The organism is Salinisphaera hydrothermalis C41B8, from assembly GCF_000732535.1.
In the GTDB taxonomy this organism is placed as follows: Bacteria; Pseudomonadota; Gammaproteobacteria; order Nevskiales; family Salinisphaeraceae; genus Salinisphaera; species Salinisphaera hydrothermalis.
In genome coordinates this window covers 21,986-36,460 of the sequence record NZ_APNK01000014.1, presented here as the reverse complement: position 1 = coordinate 36,460, position 14,475 = coordinate 21,986, and the positions used below count along the sequence as shown (strand labels likewise).

The 14,475-nt window shown below is 59.6% G+C and carries 12 protein-coding genes; 2 read left to right on the top strand and 10 right to left on the bottom strand.

Annotation, left to right across the window (positions count from 1 at the left end; translation table 11 throughout):
• Nucleotides 1–139 precede the first annotated feature (139 nt).
• Nucleotides 140–562 (top strand): hypothetical protein, encoded by a 423-nt coding sequence (locus C41B8_RS20475; protein ID WP_156962504.1) that lies wholly within the window; start codon nt 140–142, stop codon nt 560–562.
• A gap of 460 nt (nt 563–1,022) precedes the next feature.
• Here the strand turns inward: C41B8_RS20475 and C41B8_RS10570 are convergent, their stop codons facing one another.
• Together C41B8_RS10570 and C41B8_RS10565 are read right to left on the bottom strand one after the other, a co-directional pair.
• Entirely contained in the window at nt 1,023–1,493 is a 471-nt protein-coding gene (locus tag C41B8_RS10570) for a hypothetical protein (RefSeq protein ID WP_156962503.1), read from the bottom strand.
• A gap of 102 nt (nt 1,494–1,595) precedes the next feature.
• A complete protein-coding gene (locus C41B8_RS10565) occupies nt 1,596–2,324 on the bottom strand; it encodes a gamma-glutamylcyclotransferase (protein WP_084188824.1) in 729 nt (242 codons plus the stop codon).
• Nucleotides 2,325–2,611: 287 nt separating this feature from the next.
• On the opposite strand from C41B8_RS10565, the gene C41B8_RS10560 reads away from it, so the two are divergent.
• Complete coding sequence (locus tag C41B8_RS10560; RefSeq protein WP_037337652.1) at nt 2,612–3,055, top strand: CBS domain-containing protein; 444 nt, start codon at nt 2,612–2,614, stop codon at nt 3,053–3,055.
• Nucleotides 3,056–3,863: 808 nt separating this feature from the next.
• On the opposite strand, the gene C41B8_RS20120 is transcribed toward C41B8_RS10560, so the two are convergent.
• From C41B8_RS20120 to aceE, 8 genes are all read right to left on the bottom strand, one after another.
• Nucleotides 3,864–5,330 carry an RNA-binding domain-containing protein gene (locus tag C41B8_RS20120; protein ID WP_084188822.1) on the bottom strand — a complete coding sequence of 489 codons (1,467 nt, stop codon included), beginning with the start codon at nt 5,328–5,330 and terminating at the stop codon, nt 3,864–3,866.
• A gap of 94 nt (nt 5,331–5,424) precedes the next feature.
• On the bottom strand, nt 5,425–5,691 hold the full coding sequence (locus tag C41B8_RS10550) for a HigA family addiction module antitoxin (protein WP_037337649.1): 267 nt from the start codon (nt 5,689–5,691) through the stop codon (nt 5,425–5,427).
• A 148-nt stretch (nt 5,692–5,839) separates the two neighbouring features.
• The gene (locus C41B8_RS10545) at nt 5,840–6,043 is read right to left on the bottom strand and encodes a helix-turn-helix transcriptional regulator (protein WP_051883382.1); all 204 of its coding nucleotides are present in this window, start codon (nt 6,041–6,043) and stop codon (nt 5,840–5,842) included.
• A 258-nt stretch (nt 6,044–6,301) separates the two neighbouring features.
• A complete protein-coding gene (locus tag C41B8_RS21140) occupies nt 6,302–6,592 on the bottom strand; it encodes a type II toxin-antitoxin system RelE/ParE family toxin (RefSeq protein WP_084188820.1) in 291 nt (96 codons plus the stop codon).
• 2 nt (nt 6,593–6,594) lie between these two features.
• Nucleotides 6,595–6,810, bottom strand: coding sequence for an addiction module protein (locus C41B8_RS10535; protein WP_037337641.1), 216 nt, complete (start codon nt 6,808–6,810; stop codon nt 6,595–6,597).
• A 658-nt stretch (nt 6,811–7,468) separates the two neighbouring features.
• The gene (gene lpdA, locus C41B8_RS10530) at nt 7,469–9,601 is read right to left on the bottom strand and encodes a dihydrolipoyl dehydrogenase (protein ID WP_084188818.1); all 2,133 of its coding nucleotides are present in this window, start codon (nt 9,599–9,601) and stop codon (nt 7,469–7,471) included.
• Nucleotides 9,602–9,789: 188 nt separating this feature from the next.
• Nucleotides 9,790–11,571: a dihydrolipoyllysine-residue acetyltransferase gene (gene aceF, locus C41B8_RS10525; RefSeq protein ID WP_037337638.1), complete on the bottom strand. Its 1,782-nt coding sequence runs from the start codon at nt 11,569–11,571 to the stop codon at nt 9,790–9,792.
• Between the two features lie 97 nt (nt 11,572–11,668).
• Entirely contained in the window at nt 11,669–14,359 is a 2,691-nt protein-coding gene (gene aceE / locus C41B8_RS10520) for a pyruvate dehydrogenase (acetyl-transferring), homodimeric type (RefSeq protein WP_198025152.1), read from the bottom strand.
• Nucleotides 14,360–14,475 lie beyond the last annotated feature (116 nt).

Below are 14,475 nucleotides of genomic sequence, written 5' to 3'. Positions count from 1 at the left end.
ATGACTTCGTGCTTGTCTGTTTGCCCCCGAGCCAGGCCCTATTGTGCTTGAAGAGTCCGGCTCCAAATTTAAGTAGAAATACTTATTCCGAAAAACAATGCCAGCGAGCGATGACTGGAACCGTCGAGAGGTGGATGCAATGAAGCTTTATCGGAAACGTCGTCACGGACTGGCGATAGCCGCAATCGGTCTTATCTTCCCCGCCATTGCATCGGTTGCATCAGCGGCAGGCTTATCGGGTGATACCACGCCGCCTCAGCGCGACACGGCACCCCATCAAGTACTTACACAACAGCAGACGCGGCAACAACAGCAACTGAACCGCCGCCAGCAGATGCAATCCCAAAGCCTGGAACGCCAGCAAGCCCACGAACGCCAACAGCTGCAGCTGCAACAGCATTCGTTCTCGGGCCCGCCGAGCCTTGAACAGCAAGCGCGCCAAAACACGCTGCAGAACCAGCAACAGCTACAGCGCTCGCAATTGCAACTCCAGCAGCGCGGCGAGCAACAACGGCTACAGCAGCAACAGTTACGGGAACAACAGCGAAGCCGAACGCCTTAGGGTCTGTTGAGGTTTCGTGCGAGCGCCGCGTTGGCGTCCGCAAATCGTGACCGGCAAGGCGTGAGTCGCCGCGTCGTGGCGTGCCACGACCCAGACTCGCAACGCCGCCGGGCGCCCCTAGTTAATTTTTTATGGGCGGCCCAACCCGAAGGGACAAGCGCTGTTTTGCGGCAATCCAGCGCTATAGCTCTCTCGCGTAGAACAACTACGCCACGTTCGCTACGCCTCGTCTTGCCGCAAAACAGCGCTTGGCGCGGACCCGCACGAAACCTCAACAGACCCTAGGCTACGGGCCATGCAGCGATAAAGAGGAAGCCATCCGCCTCGCGGTCGTGACCGCAGCGCGCCGAGAACCCACGTTCACCTCGGTTACAGGCTCGGAATTGAATCCGCGGCGGGTATTCAATGATCGCGGCGTATTCGATCAGCGCTTCGTCTCAGGATATATGACGGCCGGGCGTCAGTTCTCGGCCGATGCACGCTGCCGGAGGCTGGGCGGCAGCTGATCCGCCGGACAACGTCGATAGGTTACGTCGCCTGCCTTCGAATCCACGGCGAAATGATCGGCATCGATCAGCTTGATCGTCAGGGGCATGGTCGTACGTGGCGCCTCACCGACCCCGGCGTCGATACAACTATTGGCAAGCGTCACGAGATTTCCGCGGCGTTTCACCACGTGCGCTCGGCAGGCATGCGAATGCGCGCCGTCAAAACCCTGGCCGTTATATACCAGCAACGCCGCCAACGGCGGATCGCCGCAGGATGAGTCTTCGGTAACGAAAGTGCCCTCGTGCAACGGCAACGTTGCCACCCTGGGCGAGGCGGGCGAAGTGTCGACGGTTGTGCCGCCCGCCGAGGTTTGGGCACAGCCGGACAATCCACAGATCCATAGAACCGACAGCGCGGCGACAAACCGGGCAGGTCGTGACATAACCATCCTTCGCGATCAGTAAACAGCACCGCAGCGCACTAACTTAGCCCGGATCGGCGAGCCCGTATGCCGGCAGCGCCGGGCCGCCGAACACGGCCCGCCTCAGTCGGCGGCTCGACGCTCGGCCACCGCCGCATTCACCCGGGCACGCAACGTGCGCAACCGTCGGTCGTGAATGCCCTGCTCGTCGAGATGGGCCACGGTGCTGTTGAGATATTCCGCGGCCGAACCGATCATGCCGTGGCCGGTGGCCAGCATCTCGATCACCGTCGCGTCTTCCAGACGTCGGCAGAAACTGTCGTGTTCGGCATTGGCGACGAAGGTCATGGCCGGCAGCGACGCGCCAGCGCGGTCATACAACGTGACCCAACGCGGCGTATAGACGCCGGTGAGCATTTCGCGCCGCCAGATCATCAGCAGCTCGTGTTCCACATCATCCGGCGGCAACCGCAGCGCCATGCCCCGGCAGGAACCGCCCGGCACCAGGCCCAGCATCAACCCCGGCGCTTCTGCCGAACCGCGACCGTGCGTCAGCCGGATGCGGAAATCGCGATGGAAGCCATAAAGCAAAACATCCAGCCATTCGGCGACCGGCACGCATGGGTTCCAAAGCAGCGAGCCATAGCCGAACACCCAGGCGCCCGCATCGAGATCGGCGTTCGCCGGGCGCTGCGCCAGCATCGTGTGAATCGAACGCTGCATCTGCGCATCACTCACCATCTCGACGCCCGGATGCGCGGTGGCCAGCGCCTGCCGTAATTCGTCCCGTTCAAGCACCTCGCGAGTAATCCCGCTGGGCAACGGACGATGGCGAGAATCGGATGGTGTCATACCGTCATTATTACGCTGCCCCGTCGTCGCGGCCAAAAAAACCCGGAACCGGCGGCGCAAGGCTCACGCTCGCGCCGATTCGGCCGATAGATCGTGACTGTCTAGGCATGGTGGCCAGCACCCCGTACCCCGGAACCGCCAACACGCGACCCGTGATCGATTTCTATACGGACCACTATTGAATGATCACCGTGTTCCGCCCGTTTGCCGAAACCCGGTAATCATAGACTACTGGTTGTGTTGAGCTGCCCGAATTTTTCGCAATAGATAAAGGATGACCGCCACCCATGAGCGCCCCGACCTACGCCCGTGTGGCAGACATCATGACCCGAGAGGTCATTACGCTCGGCCGCCACGACACGCTCTGTGATGCCCGTCGCCTGATGGGCGAACACCAGATTCGCAATGTCCCGGTGCTCGATGAAAATCGGCGCCTCGTTGGCCTAGTGAATCAGAAGATCATACTGCGAGAAGCCCTGCGGCTTACCGACGCACATGGTTACGAGCAACTCGATGATCGAATGGCCGAAATCCCGGTCTTCGAGGTTCTCGACGCAGACTTCAAGACCTTGTCCGGCGATACATCGCTGGCGGACGCCGGGCGCCTTTTGCTCGAGCATCGTCAGGCCAGTCTGCCCGTGGTCGACCACGACGCGCTGGTCGGCATACTGTCCGTGGTGGACTACGTCCGAATGGCGATCGACTTGCTCGAAGACGATCAGGCGGGCTGATTGGCCGCTAAAGCGGAAACGCGGGTCTGACGACCGCCACTCGGTTAAGGCGATCGGCGCGACTCGGGATCGTAGCGCTTGAACCGAGCCGCGATCCGACGTCAGCCATATGCGGAAACGGAGATAAAAGCGGTAAAGCAGCGCATGGAGCCACTCAGCGACCGGCACACACGAGCTTCCAAGCAACAATCCCTAGCCGAAGACCTATACCCAAGCGTCGATATCGGCGGTGGACCGGCGCTGCATCTGCGTGGCACTGACCATCTCGACGTCCGGACGCACCGTGGCGGGCGCCTCACGTAATTCGTCCGGTTCAAACACCTCGCGGGTAATCCCTTTCGCAACGGCGGATGGCGCTGGTTGCGGCGTCATTATTACGCCGATGCAGCGCACCTAGCCAAAAGACTTTAAGCAACCCAATGCAAAAAACGAGCCCGATCTATAACGCTTACCCAGCGAACTAAACCGGACGAAGGACGATCATTTACGGCGCAGTCGAAACCGTGGCCTGTCCCGAATGGCGCTAAGAAAGGGTCTTCGTGCTGCAGTTGGGCGTTGGATCTACCCAGCTTTAGGCAAAACGCAAGACGTGACCCCAAAAGCTCCTTGACCTGCGTTAATTCTTGGGAGGATTACCACTGAACCAGCTCAATACTGTTCTCCGGATTTGGAAGGCTTGCAACTGAGGAAAGCAACCTCCGGTCAGCCAAATAAAACCCACAAGTTATTGTTTTACAATGTTTATCATGAAAACTGGCCTGTCGAACCAGCCGTCAGTCAAGCAACGGTCAAGCAAAACCACGCTCACCTATGCCCACCAAGGTAAATACTTCCTCGCCTTACTGCCAACGGTATCGTCGTAACAGCGAATCAATCCAGCCACCATCGTGTCTTTTATGATCCTCGATGCCATCGAACTATTACGTTCCTCGATTCCAAAACGTTCACGCAAGGTACCGTTAGTCATCGAGTCGCGCTGAACATAACGCAAGCATGCGTGCAAGTAGCAAGCTCTAACCCGATCTTCTTTATCCATATTACGAAACTCGCGATGGCTGAAGAGTACAGCACAAGTATGCTCTGGTGTAGTTTCGAAGAGAGGAGCTGGCAATTGATAGAATTCAGTTTCGAACACAACTTTATCTACGCCACTTCCGCGCTCTTCACATACGCCTATTCTTCTCATAAAAGAAGCAAGCGCTTCATTCCGAGATTTCGGTGGACTATCAAGAAACCGATCGGTTTTGACTAGAGGCAATCCGGGATTAGTTATCTCCATCCTGTTCGAAAATATTTCTATCATTGGAGCAGTGCCGGTGGCATGGAAGTCTTGATGTATTAAAGCATTCGCCACTAATTCTCGGATAGCAAGCTCAGGAAACATGGGGACATCTTTCCGAATTGCCTGACCGATAATTTCATTACTCGGCAATAGTCCACTTACAAAATCTATTAAGCCTTCAAAACCAGATGCGTACCCTTTGTTCCCCACCTGCTCCCGAACGGTATGCACTTTACTCTCATCTTTATAGAGGATTACTCGAATTGCTTTCCGCTTTAACGACCTAAAATCTGCAAGTTTTTTAGCAAAAAGCACTGCCCCTAGATTTGTTATATTCCACTTTCCGTCTGTGCTTGGCAATATCATTTCTTCGGACTCGAACGCTTCAATTATACCGGCACGACCTTCCGGCAAGGGTGTCCCGATAAGATCAAAGTAAGAAGGATAATCAAGTAACTTAACTACATCTTCAGCGCTAACATTTTCTGCCGCGATTTCACGTTCGAATGGAACCTGATCAAATATTCGCCATAACTCTCGCTCTTTTTCAGGAAAATCTTTGAGCTTTTTCTTGTAAGAACCGACTCTAATATATTCAATATTCTTGAATTGAACTGGGTGTCTAAAAGCTGCTCCTATTTCAAGGACAACTACGTTTTTATCCTCTACTTCGAACTCGTGAAAATGGAAATTAACTTTAGGAGCAAGCAATCGCAAAAGCCAATTTTCAAGCTCTTCTTGACCAACCTTTTTTTTCTTTGGAAAAAAATTTGATCCCACGATTTCGTGGGTTTTATCCTCAATGCCCCAAACTAGATATCCGTGAGCTTTTCCAACCAGAGCAGCTGAGTTGGCCAAGGCTGACAAATATTCTCCGATTATTTCAGGGTCTTTGTTTTTTTGCTTAAATTCGAGCCACTCAGTTTCTGCAGGCAGGCGCCTGAGTTCGTTTAGCAAGCTACGGAGAAATTCCTGCGTTCTATCGATCGTCATATCGAGTTTGAGTATTTAAAGATTAAAGCTCAGGCCACGGCGAACCGTAATCCACTTCAAGCCGCATCGGGGAATAATAGGAGACAGACCACGGCTAACAGTCATCCGCGTCATGCCGATGCACTTCTTCCAAGTCGTAATTAGCCTGCAATCCCATCCAGAGCTTCTCACTCGTACCGAAGTACCTCGCCAGCCTGACCGCGGTATCGGCACTAACAGCCCGCTTACCCCGCACTATCTCGTTGATACGACGAGGCGGCGCGCCAATCTCATTGGCAAGGCTTGTCTGGCTGAGCTTCATCGGTTTCAGAAATTCTTCCAGCAGGACTTCTCCGGGATGAAGGTTCGCTAATTCCGTCATGACAATACCTCAGTGGAAATCGACGATTTCCACATCATCGATCTGGCCGTAGTTCCAGATGACGCAGAGCCGCCAATGCTGATTCAGGTTCGAGGCAGATCTTGCGTTGTGCATCAATCTCTTCCTCGAAGTTACGCTGAAGCCCTACCTAAAACGAAACCGCGATCCCGAAGTAATTCGCAAAGTTGTGAGCATCAGCCGGCGCCACGCTTCTCCGACCAGCAATAAGCTGATTGACGCTATCCAGCGACAAATCGATCTCGTCAGCAAATAGAGACACACCAATCCCCATCGGCTTGAGAAATTCCTCAAGCAACACGTCACCTGGATGAATGTTGGCAAGCTCGGTCAAGATTCCCCCCTCGGCGCACGATCACTCGTTGCCTCATACAGACGTTAGGCAATCCCGCCACGGCTGTAAATAACGCCGCCCACAAAAAAGGCCGGCAAAAAGCCGGCCTTTAGTCTTACGCGAAAAGCAGCGCCGCTACTTTTTCTTCTTCGGAATATACAGATCCATCAGCGTCCCGGCCTCGGCGGCCATGCCGACCGTTGCTGCCATCGTCGATTGAGAACAATCGCCGGCGCAGATCTTACGGTGCATCGACAGCTAACTCCGACTAGTCCAGTAGTTCGGGCGCCGATGCAAGTGAGCAATCGCCACAATGCTGATCGTACGCTCCTCTATTCGATAGATCACACCGTACGGAAAACCGTTGACGAGACAGCGCCGCGTTCGTCGGCTGAGTGGCGGGTAAGCCTCGGGGAACTGTGCAATTCGTTGCAGGGCTGCCTGGATAGCGAGTCGATAGCGAACGCCGAGACCCGGAAGCTGATGCTCGTAGTATGCAATCGCTTCGTCGAGCTCGGCTTCTGCGGCCTCGTAAAAGCGGATATCCAAGGCTAATCGTATTTAGCGAATACCTGCGACGCCGGAGTCGACTTCATTTCGCCTCGGTCGACGGCGTCGATACGTGCCTCCGCTTCTTTAGCCCATAGGGAGTCTACGTCCCGGTCGGGTTGATCGAGACTGGCGATCAGCTCTTCTACCAACGCAGCGCGCTCATTCGCCGATAGGCTTAGCGCGTCTTCCAGTACCTTGTCGGTGTTCGTAGCCATGGCGTTCAATTAGCTCGATGCGGTTCTAAAAAGCATAGAGCCATCAGCTGCATGAGTAAATTAACGGGCCGACTTCGAACCATGCCCTTGGCAAGTGCCGAAATAAAAGATGCATCGCGTATTGCGGGGACGATGCAAACCGGACCATGGCCACAGCTGGATGGCTAGATGGGCTGCGGTGCCACGGTGCATGGAATACGCCAAGCCCTAATGCGCTGCGTCTGTATTCCCGTCCCGTTGTGCGGCGACGGCGAGGCGTGGTGCCGGCGGGTGTCCGGCGCACGGCGCCGGTGCGGCCAGCCTGTTTGAGCATCGCCAAAGCGATGCGAGTTCTGGGCGCATCCCGCCGGCACCATGCCTCGCTGTGAACCGGCGAAGCCGGCGCCGCGCCGGGTGCTCTTCTCTTGGTTACTTCTCTTGAGCAAGCAAGAGAAGTGACTCGCGCTGCAGCGCGAAACCAAAGGTGGGCGAAAACGCCCGGGGTGGGACTTCCCGAACGCCTGTTCGGCGTTGCCAGCCCAATGCACTGCTGACTCCGATCTACTCCCCTGCTTGAACGCTCGGGACCCGCAGGGCGCAATAGCCCCGATAATTCGCGAAGCACCAATAAAAAGGCCGGCAAAAAGCCGGCCTTTAGTCGTAGCAACCGGTAACGCCGCTACTTTTTCTTCTTCGGAATATACAGATCCGTCAGCGTCCCGGCCTCGGCCTCGGCGGCCATGCCGACCGTTTCCGCCAGCGTCGGGTGCGGATGGATCGTGAGGCCGATGTCGTGGGCGTCGGCGCCCATTTCGATCGCCAGGCAGGTTTCGGCGATCAGGTCGCCGGCACCGCTACCCACGGCACCCGCGCCGATGATGCGGCCGTCCTTGCCGAACAGGAGCTTGGTGTTGCCGTCAGTGGCGTCCAGGCCGATGGCACGCCCGTTGGCGGCCCAGGGGAAGGCGCCCTTGGTGTATTCGATGCCTTCTTTCTTGGCCTGGGTTTCGGTGACGCCCGTCCAGGCAACTTCCGGGTCGGTATAGACCACTGACGGAATGACCTTGGCGTCGAAGGCGGATTTTTCGCCGGCGCAACATTCCGCCGCAACCTTGCCCTGGTGCGTCGCGCGGTGGGCGAGCTGGGGTTCGCCGGAGACGTCGCCGATGGCAAAGATATGATCGACGTTGGTGCGGCACTGTTTGTCGACCGGGATGAAGCCGCGGTCGTTGACTTCGAGGCCGGCGTTTTCGGCGCCGATCTTCTTGCCGTTGGGCTTGCGGCCGACGGCGACGAGCACGCGGTCGTAGTCCTTGGACTCGGGCGCGTCCTTGCCTTCGAAGCTGGCGGTGAGCTTGTCGCCGGCTTCCAGGCCCGTGACCTTGGTGGACACCCAGATGTTGCCGCAGCGCTTGTTCATGCGTTTGGTGAGCGGCTTGATGAGGTCCTTGTCGGCGCCGGGGATGAGCGAGTCGGTCATCTCGACGATGTCGACCTCGGTGCCGTGGGCGGCATAGACGTTGGCGATTTCGCAGCCGATGATGCCGCCGCCGACGACCAGCAGGGAGCCGGGGATTTCGTCGGGCGAGAGGGCGTCTTCGGAGGTCCAGATGCGCTCGTCTTCGGGCCAGCCGGGCAGCATGACCGGCTCGGAGCCGACCGCGATGATGGCCTTGTTGAAGGTGAGCTGGCTGACGTCGTCGTTGCCGTCGATCTTGAGCGTGTGATCGTCGGCGAAGGTGCCGGTGCCGTTGACGACGTTGACCTTGCGCTTGGAGGCCATGGATTTCAGGCCGCCGGTGAGCTGGTCGATGACCGACTGCTTGTAGTCCAGCAGCTTGGCGAGATCGATCTCCGGCTTGCCGAAGGTCACGCCGTGGCTGGCCATGTTGGCGGCGTCCTCGATGACCTTGGCCGAGTGGAGCAGGGCCTTGGACGGGATACAGCCGACGTTGAGGCAGACACCGCCGAGCACGCTGTGGCGCTCGACCAGCGTGACGTTCAGGCCCATGTCCGCGGCGCGGAAGGCAGCGGTGTAGCCGCCCGGGCCGGAGCCCAGCACGAGCACATCGCAATCGTAGTTATGGTCGTCGCTGGCGGACGTGGTGGCCTTGGGCTCGGACTTCGAGCCGCTGCCGGACGAGGCCTTGGCGCTGTCGCCGCTGGCCGGCTTGTTGCCACCGGATTTGGATTCGCTCTGGGTTTGCTTGCTGCCGCCGCTCGAGGCCACCAGGGCGATCAGGTCGCCTTCGGAGACGGTGCTGCCTTCCTTGACCTTCAGTTCGCTGATGGTACCGGCGGCCGTGGAGGGCACTTCCAGCGTGGCCTTGTCGGATTCCAGGGTGATGAGCGCCTGTTCCTTCTCGACCGAATCGCCTTCGGCCACCAGCACTTCAATGACTTCCACCGAGTCGAAGTCGCCGATGTCGGGCACCTTCACCTCGACGGTTTCTCCGCTGCCGCTGTCGTCGGCTTCTCCGGAAGGCTCGTCGGCGCCGCGGGGCTCGTCGGACTGCTTGTCGGCTTCGGCGGTGTCGCCGGCCGGCTCTTCGTCGCCATCGTCATCGCCGGATTCGTCCTCGGCCTCGACGGTGGCGATCACGTCGCCTTCGGAGACCTTGTCGCCCTCGGAGACTTTCAGGCTGGTGATCTTGCCGGCGGCCGTCGACGGCACTTCCAGCGTGGCCTTGTCAGACTCCAGCGTGATGAGCGGCTGTTCCTTCTCGACCGTGTCGCCTTCGGCGACAAGCACTTCGATGATCTCGACCTCGTCGAAATCACCAATGTCCGGGACCTTGATTTCCTGCGCCATGGTTTAGCACCTTCGACCGACTACGTGCCGATCCTTGCGTTCTGGTAATCGGGCCGACCGGAATTCGTACGACAATCCGGTCGACCCGGCGCGAGTCAGTTCGTTGCAAGCCAAGGCGCGGCGATCGCGGTGTAGCCACGCTACACGAGTGAGCCGCAACGCCGGATTGCGACGAACCGGCCGCGGCCCTATAACAACAACGTTCTCAGATCCGACAGCTTCTCGCTGATAAACCCGGTAATCCGTGCCGCCTTGGCCCCGTCGATCACGCGGTGATCGTAGGAGAACGACAACGGCAGGATCAGGCGGGGTTCGAACTCGGACCCGTTCCAGACCGGCTGCCAGCTGTGCTTGGACACACCCAGGATGCCGACCTCGGGCGAGTTGACGATCGGCGTGAACGCCGTGCCGCCGACACCGCCGAGGCTGGAGATCGAGAAGCAGGCGCCCTTCATGTCGTCGCCCTTGATCTTGCCGTCGCGGGCGCGGGACGAGACGTCGTCCAGGTCGCGTGCGATCTCGTAGATGCCTTTCTTGTCGACATCCTTGATCACCGGCATGAGCAGGCCGCCCGGGGTGTCCACCGCCACGGCGATGTTCACGTACTTCTTGTGCACCAGCGATTCGCCGTCGGCCGTGAGCGAACTGTTGAGATCGGGGAACTGCTTGAGCGCGGCCGCCGCGGCTTTCAGCAGGAAGGCCAGCGGGGTCAGCTTGACGCCGTCCGCCTTGGCTTTTTCCTTGTTCGCCTGACGGAATTGCTCCATCTCGGTGATGTCGGCGGTATCGAACTGGGTGACATGCGGGATGAGCAGCCAGTTCTTGTGTACGGCCTTGGCCGAGATCTTGCGGATACGCGGCAGCTCGGTGATCTCGACTTCGCCGAACTGGCTGAAGTCGATATCCGGCTGCGCGGGCACGCCGCCACCACCACCGGCCGGCGCGGCCGTTCCGGCGCCCTTGCCGCTCTGGACCTGATCGAGCGCGCCTTTCACATAGGACTGGACGTCCTCGAAGGTGATACGGCCCTTGTGGCCGGAGCCCTGGACCTTGCCCAGATCGGCGCCGAGCTCACGGGCGTATTTGCGAACGCTGGGGGAGGCATGGGCCTTGCCGAAGCGCTCTTCATCCACCGATTTGAGCTTGGACGGATCGCCGCCGCTCGCGGCCTGGGCGCTGCGGTCGAGCGGCTTGTCGTCCTTGGAGGCAGTGCCCGAACGCGACTTCGACGGCTCTTCGCTGTCTTTGTCGTCGTCCTTCTTGGCGGCCTTGCCGCTGCCCGATGGGGCCTGCGACTGGCTGGCAGACTGCTGGTCGCCGCCGGATTTCTTCTGGCTCTGGCCGCCCGAGGATTGGCCGCCGCCGCTGGATTGCACCAGGGCGATCACATCGCCTTCGGAGACGGTGCTGCCTTCCTTGACCTTCAGCTCGCTGATGGTGCCGGCAGCGGAAGAGGGGACTTCCAGCGTGGCCTTGTCGGATTCCAGCGTGATGAGCGGCTGTTCCTTCTCGACCGTATCGCCTTCGGCCACCAGCACTTCGATGACTTCCACCGAGTCGAAGTCGCCGATGTCGGGGACCTTCACCTCGACGGTCTCGCCGCCGCCGGAGGCGTCGCCTTCGGCTTGGTCATCAGACGGCTGCTCGTCCGATTCGTCGGCCTTCTGTTCGGCCTGGGCGTCGTCCGAGTCGTCGGACTCCGGCTCGTCGCCATCCGAGTCGCCGTCGTCTTCGGCGGCCTCGACCAGGGCGATGACGTCGCCCTCGGAAACGGTGCTGCCTTCCTTGACCTTGAGTTCGGTGATCTTGCCGGCGGCCGTCGACGGCACTTCCAGCGTCGCCTTGTCCGACTCGAGCGTGATCAGTGGTTGTTCTTGTTCAACCGTGTCGCCCTCGGAGACCAGCACTTCGATCACTTCGACCGAGTCGAAATCGCCGATATCCGGGACCTTGATTTCCTGCGCCGCCATAAAGCGTTTCCTTGGCTGGACGGGCCGAATGTTTCATGTGAAACATCCGACCGTCTTGTCTCGGTTGGTTCGTTCTACCCTTTGCGATACGCGCGGATCAATGGGTCAGCGGTTCGGGCTTTTCCGGGTCGATGCCGTATTTGTTGATGGCATCCGCCACGACCTTGCGTTCGACCTTGCCTTCATCGGCCAGTGCCTTGAGCGCACAGACCGTGATCCAGCGACGATCCACCTCGAAGAATTCGCGCAGCGCCTCGCGGGTATCCGAACGGCCGAAGCCGTCGGTGCCCAGCGTGTGATAGGCGACCGGCATATAAGGCCGGATCATCTCGGGCAGGGCGCGGACATAGTCGGTGGCCGCGATCGCCGGACCCTTGGCATCGGCGAACTTCTGCGCGACGAAGCTCTGCTTCGGATCCTGTTCCGGGTGCAGCATGTTCCAGCGCTCGACCGAGGCGCCTTCACGCTTGAGCTCGGGGAAGCTCGGCGCGCTCCACACGGTGGCCCCGACGTCGTATTCCTCTTCCAGCATCTCGGCGGCGGCGATCACTTCGCGGAGGATGGTGCCGCAGCCCAGCAGGTTGACCTGGTTCTTCTTGTCGGTGCCCGACTCGGAGAACTTGTACATGCCGGCGATGATGTCGTCTTCCACGCCTTCCGGCATCGCCGGGTGGCTGTAGTTCTCGTTCATCATCGTGAGGTAGTAGTAGACGTCGCGGCCTTCTTCGTACATCTCCACCAGACCGCGGTGGATGATCACCGCCATCTCGTAGGAGAAGGTCGGGTCGTACGATTTGGCGTTGGGTACGCACTCGAACATGACGTGCGAATGGCCGTCCTGATGCTGCAGGCCTTCGCCGTTGATGGTGGTGCGTCCGGCGGTGCCGGCCATCATGAAGCCGCGGGCGCGCATGTCGCCGGCGGCCCAGCAGAAGTCGCCGACGCGCTGGAAGCCGAACATCGAATAGAAGGCATAGAACGGGATCATCGTCTTGCCGTGATTCGAGTACGACGTGGCCGCCGCCATCCAGGACGAGATCGCCCCCGCCTCGGTGATGCCTTCTTCCAGGATCTGGCCGTCCTTGGCTTCCTTGTAGAAGGCGAGCTGGTCGGAGTCTTCCGGCGTGAACAGCTGGCCGACCGGCGAGTAGATACCGAGCGAGCGGAACATGCCTTCCATGCCGAAGGTGCGCGCTTCGTCCGGAATGATCGGGACGACGCGGTCCTTGATGTTCTTGTCGCGCGTGAGGATCTGCAGAATGCGCGTGAAGACCATGGTGGTGGCCATCTCACGATCGCCGGAGCCCTGCAGCAGCTTGTCGAAGGCTTTCAGCTCGGGAATCTTGAGCTTGTCGCCTTCGGTGCGACGCTGCGGCAGGTAGCCGCCGAGTTCCTTGCGGCGCTCGTGGAGATACTTGATCTCCTCGGAGTCGTCATCGGGCTTGTAGAACGGCGCATCGGCGATCTTGTCGTCCGAGATCGGGATCTCGAAGCGATCGCGGAATTCCTTGAGCGCGTCCTCGGCCATCTTCTTCTGCTGATGGGTGATGTTCTGGCCTTCGCCAGCCTCGCCCATGCCGTAGCCCTTGACCGTCTTGGCCAGGATGACCGTCGGCTTGCCGTTCTTCTGGTTGACCGCCTGGTGGTAGGCGGCATAGACCTTGTGCGGATCGTGGCCGCCGCGGTTGAGCCGACCGATGTCTTCGTCGGACATCGAGGCGACCATTTTCTCCAGCTCGGGATACTTGCCGAAGAACTTCTCGCGCGTGTACTTGCCGCCGCGGGCCTTGTAGGCCTGGTATTCGCCGTCGACCGTCTCGTTCATCAGCTGGACGAGCTTGCCGTCGTGATCCTGAGCGAACAGGCCGTCCCAGAGAGCGCCCCAGAGGACCTTGATGACGTTCCAGCCGGCGCCGCGGAAGAAACCTTCCAGCTCGTCGACGATCTTGGAGTCGCCGCGCACCGGACCATCGAGGCGCTGCAGGTTGCAGTTGACCACGAAGATCAGGTTGTCGAGGTTCTCGCGAGCGGCCATGCCGATGGCGCCCTTGGACTCGGGCTCGTCCATCTCGCCGTCGCCGCAGAAGCACCAGACGTTACGGCCCTCGGTCTTCTCGATGCCGCGGTTCTCCATGTAGCGCATGAAGCGCGCCTGGTAGATGGCATTGATGGGACCGATACCCATCGAAACGGTGGCGAACTGCCAGTAGTCGGGCATGAGCCAGGCGTGCGGGTAGCTCGACAGACCCTTGCCGGTGGACTCGGCGCGGAAGTTGTACAGCTGATCTTCGGTCAGCCGGCCTTCCAGATACGAGCGGGCATAGAAGCCCGGCGCCGAATGGCCCTGGAAGAACACCAGGTCGCCGCCGTGCTCTTCGCTGGGCGCATGGAAGAAGTGGTTGAAGCCGACTTCATACAGCGTGGCTGCCGAGGCGAAGCTGGCGATGTGGCCGCCTACGCCGGCGTGGTGCCGGTTGGCCTGTACCACCATGGCCATAGCGTTCCAGCGGATGTACGACCGGATCCGCCACTCGATGGCCGGGTCGCCGGGCGACTTGGCCTCCATATGCGGCGGGATGGTGTTCACATACGCCGTGTTCGGCGAATAGGGGATCTGGGCACCGGAGCGACGGGAGCGCTCGATGAGCATCTCCAGCAGAAAGTGGGCGCGCTCGGGGCCTTCGTATTCGATAACCGCGTCAAGCGCATCGCGCCATTCCGCAGATTCCTGGGGATCGACGTCGTTGGCGTCATCCACATGCTCGGGGTGGGCGCTCGCTTGAGCCATACCATGCTCCTTCGACAAAGCATTTTTCGTGGGTCTATTGCGGGCAAATATTACGCCCGCACTCGGAACAGCGACAACTAGCCGATATGCGCCGGGCTTGGCATATTCAGGCTTGG